Annotated in this window: 15 protein-coding genes; 12 read left to right on the forward strand and 3 right to left on the reverse strand. The window is 66.9% G+C overall.

Going from position 1 to position 17,749, the window contains the following annotated elements:
- The first annotated feature begins 3 nt into the window (after positions 1–3).
- The gene (locus AB4Z42_RS03080; protein WP_442007631.1) at positions 4–843 is read left to right on the forward strand and encodes an SDR family NAD(P)-dependent oxidoreductase; all 840 of its coding nucleotides are present in this window, start codon (positions 4–6) and stop codon (positions 841–843) included.
- A gap of 3 nt (positions 844–846) precedes the next feature.
- Here AB4Z42_RS03080 and AB4Z42_RS03085 read toward each other — a convergent pair whose 3' ends face one another.
- Entirely contained in the window at positions 847–1,665 is an 819-nt protein-coding gene (locus AB4Z42_RS03085; protein WP_442007632.1) for a MerR family transcriptional regulator, read from the reverse strand.
- On the reverse strand, positions 1,662–2,213 hold the full coding sequence (locus AB4Z42_RS03090; protein ID WP_442007633.1) for a nucleotidyltransferase: 552 nt from the start codon (positions 2,211–2,213) through the stop codon (positions 1,662–1,664). The genes AB4Z42_RS03085 and AB4Z42_RS03090 overlap by 4 nt, the downstream gene beginning before the upstream one ends.
- A 44-nt stretch (positions 2,214–2,257) precedes the next feature.
- On the opposite strand from AB4Z42_RS03090, the gene AB4Z42_RS03095 reads away from it, so the two are divergent.
- Genes AB4Z42_RS03095 through AB4Z42_RS03110 form a run of 4 tightly spaced genes read left to right on the forward strand, consistent with a single transcriptional unit; the run spans position 2,258 to position 8,677 of the window.
- Positions 2,258–3,025, forward strand: a complete 768-nt coding sequence (locus AB4Z42_RS03095; RefSeq protein WP_442007634.1) for an endonuclease/exonuclease/phosphatase family protein — start codon at positions 2,258–2,260, stop codon at positions 3,023–3,025.
- Positions 3,026–3,042: 17 nt separating this feature from the next.
- Entirely contained in the window at positions 3,043–7,224 is a 4,182-nt protein-coding gene (locus tag AB4Z42_RS03100; RefSeq protein WP_442007635.1) for an NEW3 domain-containing protein, read from the forward strand.
- Complete coding sequence (locus AB4Z42_RS03105; protein WP_442007636.1) at positions 7,131–7,769, forward strand: DUF7158 domain-containing protein; 639 nt, start codon at positions 7,131–7,133, stop codon at positions 7,767–7,769. The genes AB4Z42_RS03100 and AB4Z42_RS03105 overlap by 94 nt, the downstream gene beginning before the upstream one ends.
- Entirely contained in the window at positions 7,769–8,677 is a 909-nt protein-coding gene (locus AB4Z42_RS03110; protein WP_442007637.1) for an ROK family protein, read from the forward strand. The genes AB4Z42_RS03105 and AB4Z42_RS03110 overlap by 1 nt, the downstream gene beginning before the upstream one ends.
- A 44-nt stretch (positions 8,678–8,721) precedes the next feature.
- Here the strand turns inward: AB4Z42_RS03110 and AB4Z42_RS03115 are convergent, their stop codons facing one another.
- Entirely contained in the window at positions 8,722–9,057 is a 336-nt protein-coding gene (locus tag AB4Z42_RS03115) for a winged helix-turn-helix transcriptional regulator (RefSeq protein ID WP_442007638.1), read from the reverse strand.
- Between the two features lie 69 nt (positions 9,058–9,126).
- Here AB4Z42_RS03115 and AB4Z42_RS03120 point away from each other — a divergent pair, with 69 nt between their 5' ends.
- The 7 genes from AB4Z42_RS03120 (at position 9,127) to AB4Z42_RS03150 (ending at position 17,553) form a co-directional block, all read left to right on the forward strand.
- The gene (locus AB4Z42_RS03120; protein ID WP_442007639.1) at positions 9,127–9,555 is read left to right on the forward strand and encodes an anthrone oxygenase family protein; all 429 of its coding nucleotides are present in this window, start codon (positions 9,127–9,129) and stop codon (positions 9,553–9,555) included.
- A gap of 26 nt (positions 9,556–9,581) precedes the next feature.
- Positions 9,582–10,442 carry an LLM class F420-dependent oxidoreductase gene (locus tag AB4Z42_RS03125; protein WP_442007640.1) on the forward strand — a complete coding sequence of 287 codons (861 nt, stop codon included), beginning with the start codon at positions 9,582–9,584 and terminating at the stop codon, positions 10,440–10,442.
- Between the two features lie 277 nt (positions 10,443–10,719).
- Positions 10,720–11,364: a 50S ribosomal protein L10 gene (gene rplJ / locus AB4Z42_RS03130; RefSeq protein WP_442007641.1), complete on the forward strand. Its 645-nt coding sequence runs from the start codon at positions 10,720–10,722 to the stop codon at positions 11,362–11,364.
- Between the two features lie 46 nt (positions 11,365–11,410).
- Positions 11,411–11,803, forward strand: coding sequence for a 50S ribosomal protein L7/L12 (gene rplL, locus AB4Z42_RS03135; protein WP_442007642.1), 393 nt, complete (start codon positions 11,411–11,413; stop codon positions 11,801–11,803).
- Between the two features lie 436 nt (positions 11,804–12,239).
- On the forward strand, positions 12,240–13,346 hold the full coding sequence (locus tag AB4Z42_RS03140; RefSeq protein ID WP_442007643.1) for an ABC transporter ATP-binding protein: 1,107 nt from the start codon (positions 12,240–12,242) through the stop codon (positions 13,344–13,346).
- A 20-nt stretch (positions 13,347–13,366) separates the two neighbouring features.
- A complete protein-coding gene (locus AB4Z42_RS03145; protein ID WP_442007644.1) occupies positions 13,367–15,568 on the forward strand; it encodes a molybdopterin-containing oxidoreductase family protein in 2,202 nt (733 codons plus the stop codon).
- Between the two features lie 122 nt (positions 15,569–15,690).
- Entirely contained in the window at positions 15,691–17,553 is a 1,863-nt protein-coding gene (locus AB4Z42_RS03150; RefSeq protein WP_442007645.1) for an alpha/beta hydrolase, read from the forward strand.
- Positions 17,554–17,749 lie beyond the last annotated feature (196 nt).

Here is a 17,749-nt window from a genome sequence, read left to right on the forward strand (position 1 = left end):
GCCATGACGAGGACGTGGTTCATCACCGGCGGCACACCGGGCGGGTTCGGCATGGCCTTCGCCGACGCCGCGCTCGAGATCGGGGACCGAGTGGTGCTCACCGCACGCCGGCCCGATGAATTGCATTCGTGGGCCGACGAGCACGGCGACCGCGTGATCGTCGTGCCGCTGGACGTCACCGATGCCGCGCAGGTACGAGAGGCGATAGGTGCGGCCGAGGAACGCTTCGGCGGCATCGACGTGCTGGTCAACAACGCCGGCCGCGGTTGGTACGGATCCATCGAGGGCATGCACGATGCCGATGTGCGTGCGATGTTCGAATTGAACTTCTTCGGCGTGCTTTCGGTCATCCGTGCGGTTCTGCCGGGCATGCGTGCCCGAGGGGGCGGATGGATCATCAACATGTCGTCGGTGGCGGGCCTTCGTCCGGTGACCGGCTTCGGCTTCTACAGCGCCGCCAAATCCGCCGTCGAGTCCGTCACTGAGGTGCTCCGCGAAGAGGTTGCGGCGCAGGGCATCCACGTCATGGCCGTCGAACCGGGAGCGTTTCGCACACGAGCCTACGCCGGCTTCGCCGACGAACCGGTCAAGGAATCCATCCCCGAGTACAGCGACATGTTGGCGCGAGTCCGTTCGTCGATGATCGACCAGGACGGTGCGCAGGCAGGCGATCCGCGGCGCGGGGCACGCACGGTGATAGCGGCGATGGCCCAGGACCCGCCTCCGCGACGACTGGTCCTCGGCGGTGATGGATTCGACGCTGTGATCGGTGCCATCGAAGAGAATCTGGGCGACATTCGCGCCAACGAAACGCTCTCGCGCGGAGCCGATTTCCCTCGCTGAAACTCAGTCGCTGGCGAGACGGAACACGGGCCAGCCGATCTCGGTGCGCCAGCTCGCCGGGTCGGAGGTGTCGCGCGGGCCGACCACGTAGACCTCGTGGATACCGCCATCCACGGCGAGTGCGTGCGCGACGACCCATGCCCCGAGCCGACCGTAGGTCACGTCGATGTCGTCGTGCGGCCCCGGGTGAACCGTGACAGCGAGTTCGGCCGCAGGCAGCTCGACGACCTCGATCCGGCCGGACGGTCGGGGCGCCCGAGCCGGTCGGAAGACAGCGAAATCCCCGGCGCCGTCGGTGAACAATTCGTTGGCGTACAGACCGCCGGGCGGTCCGGTGCGTTCCTTTGGAGGGAACGCGGCGTCCAGCTCCGCCATCGCGGAGTCGTACCATTCGAGTGATTCATCCAGCCGCACATGCCCTTTGACCGCCGCCACGGTACGCGCGGGGACGGATCGCAGCTCGACCTCGATCTCGGCCGGATCGGGACGCAGCAGCCGGCGCAGCGATACGACTGCCGTCCGTGTTCGGTCGAGCTCATCCTCGAGACGCCGCAAATGGCCTGCGATCACCTCGGCGCGCTGCTGCGGGTCGTCGGCGGCGAGGATCGACTCCACCTCGGCCAGCGGCACGTCGAGCTGCCGCAACTGGTAGATGACCTGCGCAGTCGGTATCTGCTCCGGCGTGTAGTACCGGTAGCCCGTGAACGGATCCACTGTGTTCGGCTCGAGGAGTCGGGCCGCGTGATAGCGACGCAACGTCCGCACGCTCAGACGCGTCAACGTGGCGAACTCTCCGATGGTCAGGCCGGAGGCCGCCGTCACGACGTCAGTCCGAGCCGATCGGCGAGGAACAGAAACGAAGCCGCGAAATCGTTGTCTTTCGTCGCGGTTCGCACATGGTCCCAGTCGACTTGTTCGCGGACCGCGCGGACGCCGGGCATCAACGCCGCGAGGTTGCAGTTGTGCTCGTTGAGGGCGTTGAGTTTTTCGGTGAGTACGTGGGTCGGCGCCATGACGCGCATCCTGACCGCGAGCACGTCGAACTCCTCAGCCGCCTCGATCGTCTCCGGTTCGACCGGCACACCGTTGAGCCGGTGCAGCACATCGATGACGAAGTCGTCGCCGACACACGCCTTGAACAGCCAGTCCTCGGGCGTTCGCTCGATATTGAACCCAGCGGCCTGCAGGGTGGCGGCCGCCTTCTCCGTGTCGGCCTCGGCGACGACGAAATCCACGTCGTGGACGGGTTCGGGTCCGCCGAACACCCACAGCGCATAGCTGCCCCCCAGGGCGAAATCCGGGCCCTGTGCGCGTAGGGCCGACGCGGCACGTTTGAGCGCATCGCGTAGATCGTCGTTTCGTGCGGGCACATGTCTCCTGGTGGTCCGGGGCCATTGCGGGTATGTGAGTACCCATGCGGATGGCCACCTTCAACATCCTGCACGGTCGCAGCGTCCACGACGGCGTTGTTCACCCGGACCGACTCGTCGAATCGATCCGGCAACTCGATCCCGACATCCTCGCGCTGCAGGAGGTCGACCTCGACCAGCCCCGCTCGGGAATGGCCGATCTGACCGCGGTGGCCGCGGAGGCCATGGACGCCGTGAGCCATCGGTTCGTCGCCGCGATCTCGGGCACGCCCGGCGCGACGTGGATGGCCGCGACGGGCCGTGAACAGCCGGGTACGGCCGCCTACGGCATCGCCTTGCTGTCGCGATATCCCGCTGAGGACTGGCAGGTGGTGCGGCTGCCTCGAATCCCGATGAAGTTCCCGATGTACCTGCGGGGACCCAACCGTGTGCTGGTCGTCAAAGAGGAACCCCGGGCGGCCGTGGTCGCGCGGCTAAACACCCCGGTGGGTCCGCTGACCGTCGCCAACACCCATCTGTCGTTCGTGCCCGGGTGGAATCGCAGGCAGATGCGGCTGCTGATGAGGGACCTTCGGGCGTTCCCGGGTCCGTACGTGCTGATGGGCGATCTGAACATGGCGCCGGCCAAGGTCGGCCGCCTGAGCGGGCTGCGAGCGCTCGGCGCTGCGACGACGTTCCCGGCCGACGGACCAGAGACGCAACTCGATCACATCCTGACCGACGACGGGGGACTGCGGGTGGACAACTGCTACGCGCCCAGGCTGCCGATCTCGGATCACCGTGCCCTGGTCGTCGACATCTCGAAGGCCTGACGCCGTAGGGTTTTGGCGTGCAGGTCATTTCCGCGGAGTCGACGGAGCTTTTCACCGGGCCATCGAAGACGCCGCAGCAGTTGGTGCGGGTCACCTACACCGGTGGAACCGGGAGCGTGCGGATCGAAGGTGATCGCCTCAGCGGACGTGTGAAAGCCGAGCCCGGCGACGGCAGCGTCGAGGTGCCCGTCGCGGTGATCGATCCGGTCGTCGGCGAGGTGCGTGACGCGCGGGTCGTCGCCGGCGACAGCATCACCCCGTTCGTGTTCACCGTCGCCGAGCCCGGCTGGACCATGCACATGATCAGCCACTTCCATTACGACCCGGTGTGGTGGAACACCCAGGCGGCGTACACCAGCGTCTGGACTGAGGACCCGCCGGGCCGCTGCCGCCAGACCAACGGCTTCGACCTGGTGCGGGCCCACCTCGAAATGGCGCGGCGCGAACCCGAATACAAGTTCGTGCTAGCCGAAGTCGACTATCTCAAACCGTTCTGGGACACCCATCCCGAAGACCGCGCCGACCTGCGCAGGTTCATCGCCGACGGCCGCGTCGAGATCATGGGCGGCACCTACAACGAACCCAACACCAACCTGACCAGCCCTGAAACCACCATCCGGAACTTCGTGCACGGCATAGGTTTTCAGCGCGACATTCTGGGAGCCGACCCCGCCACCGCCTGGCAGCTCGACGCCTTCGGGCACGACCCCCAGTTCCCCGGCATGGCCGCCGACTCCGGGTTGACCTCCAGCTCGTGGGCGCGCGGTCCGCATCACCAGTGGGGCCCGATGGCCGGCGGCGGTGACCCCGAACGCATGCAGTTCAGCAGCGAGTTCGAGTGGATAGCACCGTCGGGGCGCGGCCTGCTCACCCATTACATGCCCGCCCACTACGCGGCGGGGTGGTGGATGGATTCGGCGGCCACGCTCGAGGAGGCCGAGGCCGCGACGCACGCGTTGTTCGCGGGACTGAAGAAGGTGGCGCTGACGCGCAACGTGCTGCTGCCCGTCGGTACGGATTACACGCCGCCGAACAAATGGGTCACCGAGATCCACCGAGACTGGAACGCGCGCTACACGTGGCCGAAGTTCGTGTGCGCGTTGCCAAGAGAGTTCTTCGCTGCGGTACGCAACGAACTCACGGAACGCGGCGTCGCCGCGTCTCCGCAGACACGCGACATGAATCCGATCTACACCGGCTGTCACGTGTCCTACATCGACACCAAACAGGCCAACCGGGCGGCCGAGGACGCGGTGCTCGACGCCGAGAAGTTCGCCGTGTTCGCGGGCCTGCTCGGTGGCGCGACCTATCCGCAGGCCGCCTTGGCGAAGGCCTGGGTGCAGCTCATTTACGGCGCGCACCATGACGCGATCACCGGCTCGGAATCCGATCAGGTCTACCTGGACCTGCTGACGGGGTGGCGCGACGCCTGGGAACTCGGCACGACGGCCCGCGACAATGCACTGGCCCTGCTGTCCAGCGCTGTCGACGGCGCCGTCGTCGTCTGGAACGCGTTGGCGCACAAACGCAGTGACGTCGTGACCGCCAGATTCGACGAGCCCGTCGGCGCAGGTGTTCACGTGTTCGACGCCGAGGGCGCCGAGCTGCCCGCCCATGTCGAACACGGCGGGCGGGTGGTCAGCTGGCTGGCGCGTGACGTGCCGTCGCTGGGCTGGCAGTCCTATCGACTCGTCCCCGCATCGTCCGCTGAGAGCTGGAAGCCGTTGGACGGGAACGAGATCGGCAATACCCACTACCGCCTCCGGGTGGACCCGGAACGCGGTGGTGGGGTCAGCTCACTGATCGAGGCCCCGTCGGAACGTGAGCTGATCGCCGATGCGAAGGTCGGCAACGAGCTCGCCGTCTACGACGAATACCCCGCACATCCGCAGGCAGGCGAAGGCCCGTGGCATCTGCTGCCCAAGGGACCTGTCGTCTGCTCGTCAGCGGGCCGGGCCGAGGTTCAGGCGTATCGCGGACCCCTGGGTGAGCGGATCGTCGTCCACGGCCGAATCGGAGATCTCCTGCGCTACACGCAGACTCTGACGCTGTGGCACGACGTCGCACGCGTGGAATGTCGCACCACCATCGACGAGTTCACCGGCGCAGACCGCCTGTTGCGGCTGCGGTGGCCCTGTCCGGTACCGGGCGCGCTGCCGGTCAGCGAGGTCGGAGATGCGGTGATCGGCCGTGGGTTCGGGCTGCTGCACCGACAGGGTGAGGAGTCGGCCGTCGACGCGGCGACACATCCGTGGACGCTGGACAACCCGGCGTACGGCTGGTTCGGGTTGTCGTCGGCCGTGCGGATACGAGTCGGTGACGGCGTGCGTGCGGTGTCGGTGGCCGAGGTGGTGGCTCCGACGGGTTCGGCTTCGGAGCCGATGGCTCGCGCGCTGATGGTTGCGCTCGTCCGTGCAGGGGTCACCGCGACCTGCAGTGCTGCCGACCATCCGCGTTACGGCGATCTCGGCGTCGACTCCAATCTGCCCGACGCGCGGATCGCGCTTGGCGGATCTGACCAGAACTCTTTCACTGCAACGGTTTTGGCCGAAGCCGACCCGATCTACACCGAGGAGCTCGAGCGTCAGCTGCAAGCCACTGGCCGAGCCAGAGTCTGGGTGCCTGCCGCGGCGCCGCTTGCTGACGAGTGGGTACCTGGTGCCGATCTGCGTCCGGTGCGTGCGCTACCGGTGCTCGTCATCGCCGGATCGGAGCTCGACGCCGCCGTGGAGTCCGTCGTCGAGGACCTCACCGGTTTCGAGATCGTCGTCGACCAGAACGCGCCCGCCGGCCTGGAGCCCTTCGAATCACGCACGGTCGCAGTGCTCAACCGCGGAGTGCCCGGATTCGCCGTCGACCCGGACGGCACCCTGCACACCTCGCTGATGCGGTCGTGCACCGGATGGCCGTCGGGTACCTGGATCGATCCGCCCCGTCGCACCGCACCCGACGGGTCCAACTTCCAGCTGCAGCACTGGACGCACACCTTTGACTACGCAGTGGTCTCGGGTGACGGTGACTGGCGCCAGACCGCGATCCCGGCCCGCAGCGCGGAGTTCTCCCGACCGCCACAGGTGGTCACCGAGACCTCCAGTGCCGCAGGCGGTCTACCGCCGTGGGGGTCGCTGTTGGAGATCGAGCCCGCGGGCACGGTGCAGCTCGGCGCACTGAAGGCCGCGGGCAACCCGCTGGCAGGTGGCAGCGCTCGCCACGTTCATCCCGAGGACGGGGTGGCAGTGCGCCTGGTCGAGACCTCCGGAGCGGCAACCCATGTGGAGGTTCGCGCGGGATTGCACCGCGTCTCGGCGGATGCGCGCGTCGACCTCCTCGAACGGCCCCGCGTCCAACATCTTTCGCCGGACGGCCTCACCCTGCACGGATTCGAGATCGCCACCGTGCTGACGCGGCTGAACCTACCGAAGGTTCTGGAAGCCGATCACTCGGTGCTGGCGCCGGACGCCGAGGCGGCACAACCGCTGTACGCACGCTATTGGCTGCACAACCGAGGACCCGCGCCGCTCGGTGGGCTGCCCGCCGTGGCATACCTGCATCCACAGCACGTCGCGGCCGAGCCGAATTCGCAAGCGCAGCTGCGGCTTACGCTCGCCAGCGACTGCAGCGATGCGGTGCTGCACGGCAGGGTGCGGCTGCTGTGTCCGGAAGGATGGACCGCAGACCCCGCCGAGCTCCCGTTCATGCTGCCCCCGGGTGGGCACCTGGCGACCGAAGTGGAGCTCAATGCGCCTGCGGAGGTTTCGCCGGGCCTGTATCCCATACGCGCCGAACTCGCGCTGACCGGCCACCACGTGTCGATGCCGCCCTCGTGGCGCCAGGTGGTCGAGGACGTGTGCGTCGTATCGGTGTCCGCGCCGGAGGGCGACCGACTGCTGCGGTTCGTCGCCGACCCGCAGCCCCTCGACGTCAAGGCCGGTGAGCAAGCGCAGCTGACAGTCGGCGTCGCCACCGACGCGTACGCGGGCATCGCGATCGAGGCCCACCTGATCAGTCCGTGGGGGACGTGGGAGTGGATGGGGCCCGGGGCTTCCGGTGTCGAGCTGGCGGCTCGCGGCACCTCCGAACTCAGCTTCGACGTCGCGCCGCCGTCATGGGTGGAACCCGGCGAGTGGTGGGCACTGGTCCGCGTCGCGGCCGCCGGGCAGCTGCTGTACTCGCCCGCGGTCAGGGTGACGGTCCGATGAGCGTCGCAGCGACGGTCGGCGGCGTCCCGGTCGCGGTTGACGAGGTCGACGCGCGCGAAGCACGGCTGCGTGAGTCACGGTCCGCGTCGTCGCTACCGCGTCCGGGTACCAGTGAGGGACGACAGCTGAGACGTTGGCTGACACAGCTTCTGGTCAATGAACGCGTGGTGGCCGCCGAGGCGACCGCGCGCGGGTTGAGCGCCGACGATGCGCCGTCCGAGGACGCTCTGCTGCCGGACATGACCGTGCGGCTCGAGATCGGCAGCGTGGCGGCATCGGTGCTGAGCGACCCGCTCGCGCGCTCGTTGTTCGCGAGCGTGACGGACACCGTCGACGTGACCGATCATGCGGTGGCCGACTACGCGGCGCGGAATCCGTCGCGCTTCGCCGACACTGCCGGCGTCGCCGAACACCTTCGTGCCGCGGCCCGGCGCCGTGCATTCCGGCTGTGGCTGGACGCCCGGTGCGCCGCGGTCGTCGAGTTGGCCCCGGGATATGAGCATCCCGGCGATCCGCGGCAGCCCGACAACACCCACCGGCACTGATGAGGACACCGACGCTCGCCATCGACATCGGCGGTACGAAGATCGCCGTCGGCCTCGTCGACGACGACGGCACGCTGGTCCACCAGGCGAAGCAGCCGACGCCCGAGGGGGATCCCGAAGCGATATGGGCGGTGATCGATTCGTTGGCCACCGAGGCGCTGGCGGCGGCGGGCGGTGCTGTGCGCGGTGTCGGCATCGCATCGGCCGGCCCCATCGACGTGCCTTCGGGAACAGTCAGCCCGATCAATATCACTGAGTGGCAACGCTTTCCGATCGTCGACCGAGTGTCCGGGATCGTCGGCGCGCCCGTGCGGCTTGGCGGCGACGGGCTCTGCATGGCGATGGGGGAGCGGTGGCGTGGCGCGGGGCGTGGCGCTGAGTTCCTGCTCGGCATGGTGGTGTCCACCGGCGTCGGCGGCGGGCTGGTGCTCGACGGCGCGCCGTACGACGGTCGCACCGGAAACGCCGGCCACGTCGGCCACGTCGTCGTCGACCCGGATGGCGGGCCGTGCGCATGCGGCGGGCGCGGCTGCGTCGAGACGATCGCCAGCGGTCCGCGGATGGCGCAGTGGGCGCGAGAGCAGGGCTGGGATGCACCCGCCGAAGCCGACGCCAAGGAACTGGCCGACGCCGCGACCGCGGGTGACGCGATCGCGCTGCGGGCCTTCACGCGGGGTGCGACGGCGGTGGCGGCGATGATCGCCTCGGTCGGCGCGGTCTGCGACCTCGATCTCGTCGTCATCGGCGGAGGTGTGGCCAAAGCCGGTGCGCTGCTGTTCGACCCACTACGCGAGGCGCTGGACTCCTACGCGCGACTGGACTTCATCCGCGATCTGCGGGTCGTGCCCGCCGAACTCGGCGGCGACGCCGGACTCGTCGGCGCCGCGGCATTGGTGATTTCGGCGTGACGGGTCACGCTCGGCGTGGCTGAGCGTGTTCAAGCACGCCGAAATCACTCGGAGCCGACGCCGGCCATGTGCTTTCGGCCCCAGTCGCACAAGCTCTCCAGTACGGGAGCCAGGGTCATGCCGTACTTCGATATCGAGTAGTGCACGCACGGCGGCACCGTTTGGGCATCGTGGCGGTTGATGATGCCTGCGTCGACCAGTTCATGGAGGTGGCGGATCAGCATCCGCTCGGTGATGTCGGGGATGCTGCGTCGTAATTCCGCTGTCCGCATCGGGCCGTCCTGGAGCCGCCACAGGATCGTGCCCTTCCATCGCCCGTCGATGACCGTCAGCGCGGCGTCGATCGGGCACTCGTTGATGCCCTTCTTGGATACCGCCATCGCACGCCTTCCAGCTGACAAATTTGTCAGTACCTTGTTTTTTGTCAGCATAACGCGCACCGTCGAAGCATGAGGGAAATCATCGAAATCCTGGCGCTGGTGATCGCCGGTCCAATGGTCGGCGTCGAGTTCGCCGTCGGCGCCTTCACCAATCCGGCTTTCGGGCGGTTGCCCGACGACGCGTTCCGGCAAGCCCGCAGCCACGCCAGCCGGGTGCTGGGCCGCGTCATGCCGTTCTGGTACGTCGCCACGCTGGTGGTGCTCATCGCGGCGACGGTCGTGACGTGGCCGAACTGGCTTCTGTTCGCCGCGACCGCGGTGATGGCCGCCGTCGTCCTGATGACGGTGACGTTGATGGTGCCGATCAACAACCGCATCGGCGGCTGGACCGACGCCGTGGACCGGGACCTTGCTCGGCGGTGGGATCGGCTGCACTGGCTGCGGGTGACCCTGCTGCTCGCGATGGTGGTGCTGCTCGCGACGGGTATGGCGGAATAGACCTGCGGCCGTGGTGTCATAGGGGCGTGCGTATCGGCGTGGTGTTTCCCCAAACAGAGCTGGGCGGCGACGTTGGTGCCGTGCGCGCCTACGGGCAGGGAGTCGAAGACCTCGGGTACGCCCACCTGCTCGCCTACGACCACATCGTGGGTGCCGATACCGCCGTGCACGCGGGGTGGAATGGGCCGTACGACATCGACACCACGTTTCACGAGCCGTTCGTGATGTTCGGATACCTCGCGGCGGCCACCACGACTCTCGAATTCGTCACCGGCATCATCATCCTTCCGCAGCGCCAGACCGCGCTGGTCGCCAAGCAGGCCGCCGAAGTCGACCTGTTGTCGCAGGGCAGGTTTCGCCTCGGCGTCGGAATCGGTTGGAACGCCGTCGAATACGAGGCGCTTGGTGAGAACTTCAAGACTCGGGGCGCGCGGTCCGAGGAACAGATCGAACTGATGCGACGGCTGTGGACGGAACGCAGCGTCACATTCGATGGCAGGTTCGACACCGTCACAGGAGCCGGCATCGCACCACTTCCCGTGCAGCGACCGATCCCCGTGTGGATCGGTTCCGCATCGGCCAAGGGCTACGAACGGATCGGGCGTATCGCCGATGGGTGGTTCCCGATGACGGGTCCCGGGCCCAAGCTCGACGACGCCCGCGCGATCGTCAGGGACGCGGCGATCACCGCGGGCCGCGACCCCGAGGCGATCGGGCTGGAGGGCAGGGTCGACGCCGCCGATCCCGATACCGTCGCGGCCGGGTTGGCGGCCTGGGCCGAGGTGGGCGCCAGCCATGTGTCGATCAACACGATGGGCAAGGGCCTGAAGACCGTCGACGACCATCTGTCCGCGTTGGCAGGCGTCGCTGAGCGATTGCCCCGCTGAATTCGGCGTGACGGGTCACGCTCAGCGAGACTGCGCACGCCGAAATCGCACGCGTTTTGGCTGATCGGCGGGTGGTCGGCTATTCTTGGCGACGTTCTACCGAAGACCGTTGGTCACCGAGAAATCGGTTGAAGGTCCTGGATTGCCAGGCGGCCCACGCAGGGGGACGAGGCTAGTACATGTTTGTGCGCCCCGACCTGTCTGCGTCGGGGCGTTCGTCATTTCCGGACGTGATTCCTTCTCGGCTCCCTCGGTCCCCATCTACGAGGAGGCATGCATGGCCAAGGCTGAAAAGGCCACCGCGGTTGCCGACATCGCCGAAAAGTTCAAGGACTCGACGGCGACGCTCGTCACCGAGTACCGCGGGCTGACGGTTGCCAACCTCAAGGACCTGCGCCGTTCGCTCGGTGAGTCCGCCACCTATACGGTTGCCAAGAACACGCTGGTCAAGCGTGCCGCGGCGGAGGCGGGCATCGAGGGTCTCGACGAGCTGTTCGTCGGACCCACCGCGATCGCGTTCGTCAAGGGCGAGGCTGTCGACGCCGCCAAGGCGATCAAGAAGTTCGCCAAGGACAACAAGGCCCTCGTCATCAAGGGCGGCTACATGGACGGCCGCGCTCTGAGCGTTTCCGAGGTCGAGCAGATTGCCGACCTGGAATCGCGCGAGGTGCTGCTGGCCAAGCTGGCCGGCGCGATGAAGGCGAATCTGTCCAAGGCAGCCGGTCTGTTCAACGCTCCGGCGTCTCAGGCCGCACGGCTGTTTGCTGCACTGCAAGAGAAGAAGGCCTCGGAGCCTGGAGCGGCACCCGCCGACGAAGCTCCCGCCGAGGCACCCGCCGACGAAGCTCCCGCAGAGTCAGCAGCCGAAGCTCCCGCCGAGGCGTCATCCGAAGACCAGGCACCGGCCGACGCGGCCGAGTAGCCGAACCACACACCGATAACCAAGAAGAAATCAGGAAGGACCAATCATGGCCAAGCTGTCCACCGACGACCTGCTCGATGCGTTCAAGGAACTGACGCTGCTCGAGCTCTCTGAGTTCGTCAAGAAGTTCGAGGAGACCTTCGAGGTCACCGCCGCCGCTCCGGTCGCCATCGCGGCTGCCGGTCCCGCCGCGGGTGGCGCTCCTGCCGAGGCCGCCGAGGAGCAGTCGGAGTTCGACGTCATCCTCGAGGGCGCCGGCGAGAAGAAGATCGGCGTCATCAAGGTCGTCCGCGAGATCGTCTCCGGCCTGGGCCTCAAGGAAGCCAAGGACCTCGTCGACGGCGCTCCCAAGCCGCTGCTCGAGAAGGTCGCCAAGGAGGCTGCCGAGGAGGCCAAGGCCAAGCTCGAGGCCGCTGGCGCGACGGTCACCGTCAAGTAACTCAGCACGTCACGAACCGCCCGGGATCACACGGTCCCGGGCGGTTCTGCGTCTGCAGCCAGGGTCGCGTTCCGGCTCGCAAAATTCGGAGTGTGATTCACCGCACGTAGTCAGAACTGCAGCTCCAGCCGACCGCGCCGCGTCGGAGCCGGCGGCCGTTTGATGGCCTTAGCTATTGGTCGTCGCGGCGCCGCGCCAGGAAACGACCATTGCCGCGCGAGTACCGCAAACTACGCCGAAAGACGTCGCAGCAGCGCATAGCTCGTCGGCTTGGCGACATCCACACCCCGCCTGACGTGCAGGTTAATTCCGTCCGCCGGCATCCGAGATTACGGACGTGACACATCCGCAGTGCTGCGTATCGGCGTGCGCTACAGTGACTCAAGCCACAGGCGGGAGGCATGTGGCCTGCGACATTGGCGGAAGGATCGCGCGCGTGGGCATTGGCATTCAAGTTGAGGGACTGACCAAGTCCTTCGGCCCCCAGCGAATCTGGGAAGACGTCACGATGGAGGTTCCAGCGGGCGAGGTCAGCGTTCTGCTGGGCCCGTCCGGTACCGGTAAGTCGGTGTTCCTCAAGTCGCTGATCGGCCTGTTGCGCCCCGAGCGCGGCAAGATCATCGTCGACGGCACCAACATCATCGAGTGCACCGCCAAGGAGCTCTACGAGATCCGCACGCTGTTCGGCGTGATGTTCCAGGACGGCGCGCTCTTCGGCTCGATGAGCCTCTACGACAACACCGCTTTCCCCTTGCGTGAGCACACCAAGAAGAAGGAAAGCGAAATCCGCAACATCGTTATGGAGAAGCTCGACCTTGTCGGTCTGGGCGGTGACGAGAACAAGTTCCCCGGCGAGATCTCCGGCGGTATGCGCAAGCGCGCAGGCCTGGCCCGCTCGCTGGTGCTCGACCCGCAGATCATCCTCTGCGACGAGCCGGACTCCGGTCTGGACCCCGTTCGTACCGCGTACCTCAGCCAGCTGCTCATCGACATCAACGCGCAGATCGACTGCACCATCCTGATCGTGACGCACAACATCAACATCGCCAGGACCGTGCCGGACAACATGGGCATGCTCTTCCGTAAGCACCTGGTGATGTTCGGTCCTCGCGAGGTGCTGTTGACCAGCGACGAGCCGGTGGTCAAACAGTTCCTCAACGGTCGCCGCATCGGACCGATCGGCATGTCGGAGGAGAAGGACGAGTCGACAATGGCCGAGGAGCAGGCCATGGTAGATGCCGGTCACCACGACGGCGGTACCGACGAGATCGAAGGTGTGCCGCCGCAGATCATGGCGACCCCGGGTATGCCGGAACGTCAGGCCGTTGGCCGTCGTCAGGCCCGCGTCCGCGAAATCCTTCACACGCTGCCGCCGGCCGCGCAGGAGGCGATCCGCGACGACCTCGAAGGCACCCACAAGTATCAGTCCAATGAGTTCGCCGGAACCGCCAGCAGCAGGCATCGTCATGACGACGACGCCCCGACGGGCGTCATCCCGACCGTCGACAGCCCAACCGTCGAGACCAGGACCGTCGAGAGGTAGTCCCTCGTGAACGTCGGAAGATGAGCACCCAGCACAAGCCTGGCGTTCAGAAAACCACGTTCTGCCGGATCTGCGAGCCGCTCTGCGGCATGATCGCGACTGTCGAGGATGGCCGCCTCACCGCGCTGCGCCCCGATAAGGACCACCCGCTCTCGGCTGGGTTCGCCTGCCAGAAGGGCGTCGCGTTCAGCGAGATCGTCAACGATCCCGACCGGGTGACCGAACCGCTGCGGCGGACGGTTGATGGCAAGTTCGAACCGGTCGGCTGGGACACCGCGATGTCCGATATCGCCGCCCGGCTGACCGACATCCATCGCAGGCACGGGTCGGGTGCGATCGGCTGGTACTACGGCAATCCCGGCGCCTTCAGTTATAGCCACACGCTGAGCCTGACCACGATGATGCTCGGGTTCGGCCCGAGGCTCCACGTGTTCACGGCAGGCAGCCAGGACGTCAACAACCGGTTCGTGGCCAGCCAACTGCTCTACGGCTCACCCCTGGCGCTGCCCGTGCCCGACGTCCTTCGCGCCGATCTACTCGTCGTGATCGGGGCCAATCCCGTCGTGTCTCACGGCAGCGTGCTGACGGTGCCGCGGATCAAGGACCGCATGCACGACATCGTCAAACGCGGCGGCCGGGTACTTGTCGTAGATCCGCGTAAGACGGAGACCGCCGCACAGTTCGAATGGCTGGGCATTGTTCCCGACGGCGACGCCTACCTGCTGCTGTCGCTTCTGCATGTGATGTTCGGCGAGAACCTCGTCGATCGGGCCCGGATCGCGCGCCAGGCCGACGGCGGTGTGTGGCTCGAGCAGCTGGCGAGGCCGTTCAGTCCCGAGGCGACGGCGCTGCGCACGGGGATCGACACGGAGACCGTGCGTTCACTGGCCCGCGACCTGGCGTGCACCGAGCGTGCCGCGGTGTACGGACGGGTCGGCACCAGCATCGGCGAAAACGGCACACTCACAACGTATTTGCTCGACGCGGTCAACCTGGTGGCAGGAAACCTCGATGTGGCGGGCGGCAGCATGTTCGGCCGCTTCGGACTTCCCGGCGAGCGCTGGCTCGGCAAGGCTGGCGGCGCACTGCTGCGGACGATCTACTCCCGCCGGCGTTCACGCATCGGCGACTTCCCGTCGGTGCTGGGGTCAGAACCCGCCGGGGTGATGGCCAAGGAGATCACCACGGCAGGGTGGGGTCAGGTCCGGGCGCTGCTCGTCAGCGCGGGCAACCCGGTGCTGTCGGTGCCCAACGGCAATGAATTGGAGACGGCGCTCGACGCCCTCGAATTGATGGTCGGCATCGACCTGTACGTCAACGAGACGTTGGCGCATTGCGATTACGTGCTGCCCGCGACGTCGATGTACGAGCGCGACGACTTTCCGCTGCCGTTCCAGACTCTGCAGCCCACCCCGTTCCGGCAGGCCACTGAAGCCGTCATCGCGCCGATGGGCCAGGCCCGCGCCGAGTGGGAGATCATCGACGACCTCACCTCGCGGCTGAGGCGGCGAACGCCGGGGTTCGCGATGCTGGCCACCGCACGAAAGGCCTTGTCGCTATTCGGTGTTCGGTTGACTCCGCGGCTGCTCGTCGACGCGATCATTCGGCTGGGGGAGGACGGCGACCGGTTCGGACTGCGTCGCGGCGGGCTGTCCTTCTCCCGCCTGACCGCCGAACATCCCCACGGCGTCGTGCTGGCGCCGCACCTGCGCGAGGGCGTGCTTAAGGACACCGTCGTCTATCGCGGCGGGAGAGTACGGCTTCGGCACGACGAGATCGCCGCCGAAATCGCCAAGCTGGCGCGACGCGAAACTCCCGACGGATATCCGATGCGGCTGATCGGCATACGCGAGGCCCGATCCGAGAATTCCTGGATGCACAACGCGCCGCTGCTGATGCGCGGCGAACGGACTCAGAATGCCCGCATGCATGTCGACGACGCGGCCGCGGCGAACATCGTCGACGGCGATATCGTGCGCATCGCGTCGGAGCACGGCGAGATCGAAGTGCCCGTCATCGTCACCAAGGACATCGTCGCCGGCGTCGTGGCGGTCCCGCATGGCTGGGGCCACAAAGGCACGGCCGGCTGGCGGTTGGCCAACCGAGCGGGCGGCGCGAACGTCAACACACTGATGTCCAGCAACCCTGAACACATCGAGCGCCTGGCCGGTATGGCGCGGTTGACCGGAGTGCCGATCCGCGTCGAACGAGTCGCCCTGTAGCGTCGAATCCGAAGTAATAGGCGGTTTTCGAGCGGACGCTCAGATCTGACGGAATCGTGACAATCGCCCTCACGAGCTGGCAAATGCGTTATCTTTCTCGCGTTCAGCGAACAGGAGGGCTCATGGTCGACCGGTTCTTGGTCTGGTTGGGCACAGGTGTCATCACCGCGGGTATCTCGGCGGCGGTGGTGGCCGGGGCCGGTGTCGCGGTGGCGACCGACGGTGCATCCTCCGACGGCGATGGCGGCAAGACGTCGGAATCGTCGGATAACGCCGGAAACAACAACGAGTCGGGAGCCGGGCAGACGTCACCGAACGGCGCGAAGGACGCCGCGGGGGACACACAGGGCGACAACGTCAACGCGGGCGACGCGAAAGACGGCGGCGAGAAGGACGAAGACGTCAAGGACGAGGACGTCAGGGACGAGGACGCCAAAGACGAGGACGCCAAAGACGAGGACACGGCCGCGGACGGCGCGATCGACGAAGAGGCGACGGACGAGGGCGCGATCGACGAGGACGTCATCGACACCAACGACGAAACTATCGAACTCGTCGACCCGGCTGACGGAAACGGCACCGGACCGGGCTCGAACGACATCCACACCGACGATCCGCAGCGGTTGGGATTCGATCCTGCCGCCGTCGACGATCTCGGTCCCGCGGCGAAGATCCAGGCGCCGGACGGCGAGCAGAAGAACGCCGTGTTCGTCGATACCGAAGCCGACCCTGGCGAGGACCTCGAGGTGGTTCCTCTGGCGACCACGTTCGAGGACGTGACAGAGCAGGCCGAAACCACCGAGTTCGCGACAATGTCGCTCCAGTCGCCCGCAGCCGTGCCGGTCGCCGCCACGATCACGGCGAACCCGCTGAACATCCTGCTCGACGTGATCGGGACGATCGTCTTCGGTCTGTACGGCTTCGTCATCCAGTTGTTCGGCGGGCCGCCGATGCTCCCGCCCGGCAGCACGGTGACGGTGTCCAGCTCGCGGCTTCGGATCGACTGCGGCTGTGCACCAGGGTCCGGGGAGAGCGTGCCCGCCGACTGGTACATCCCCCAACACGCCGAAGGGGAGGAGCCGACTCGGCTCATCTACCTGCAGCACGGATTCCTGGCAGCCGGTCCCTGGTACAGCTACACCGCCGCGACGCTGGCCGAGCAGACCAACAGCATCGTCGTCGCCCCGTCGATCACCTCGAACTTCCTGAAGTACGACCAGTGCTGGCTCGGCGGGGCGCCGATGCACCAGGCGATGGCAGGCCTGTTCGCCGACGGCAACACGGCCCTCGCCGACAGCGCGGCGGCGGCCGGCTACGCCGGGCCGATTCCGGACCGGGTCGTGTTGATGGGCCACTCAGCCGGCGGCGCCGCGGTCTCCGGTATCGCCGGATACATGACCGACAACGGAAGCGCTGATCGGCTCGCCGGTGTGGTGCTGCTCGATGGGGTCGGTATGAACGGCCAAATGGCCAACGATCTGAGAAAGGTCGACGCCGACATCCCGATCTACCAGCTCGCGGCGCCGAAGTACATGTGGAACATGTTCGGCAGCGGCACCTCGGCGTTGATCGAGGCGCGACCCGACGCCGACTTCTACGGCGTGACACTGGTCGGCGGTTCGCACGTCGACTCGATGCGCGGCGGCAATTGGCTCATCCAGTTCTCGCAGCAACTCGTGGCGGGCTTCTCCAAGCCCCAGAATGTGGCGGCGGCCAGCATCCTGATGGTCGGTTGGGTCAACGACATGTTCGACGGCGACCGCGCCGAGGGCATCTATCTGGACAGCGGCGAGACGCGCACCATCAACACTCCGGGAGGCCAGGCCACCCTGGTTGACCTGCCGAATTCGCTGCGCAGGCCGTACCTCCTCAACTTCCTGGAACCGTTCATGGCGCTGAGCGGCGGCCTCTTCACTCTCCAGCCGGGTTGTCTGCGCGAGACGACCGGGACCGCCGCCAGCTGCACGGCTTCGGTGGCCGCCTGATGCCGGTACCGATGCGGCGCAAACCGAGATTTAACGTAAAACTCCACACCAAACACCGCGTTATCTCTTGACGGAAGGGCTCCGACACGCCAATCTGTTGGTCAGCATGTATGTGAGGGTTCAGGACGCCAGCCAGCGCCCCGTGGCTTTTGCATGCGGTGGTTGAGGAATACGCCGTCCTGCGGTACTGTTGGAC

The sequence above is a fragment of the Mycobacterium sp. 2YAF39 genome (genome assembly GCF_052114565.1).
Taxonomy (GTDB): Bacteria; Actinomycetota; Actinomycetes; order Mycobacteriales; family Mycobacteriaceae; genus Mycobacterium.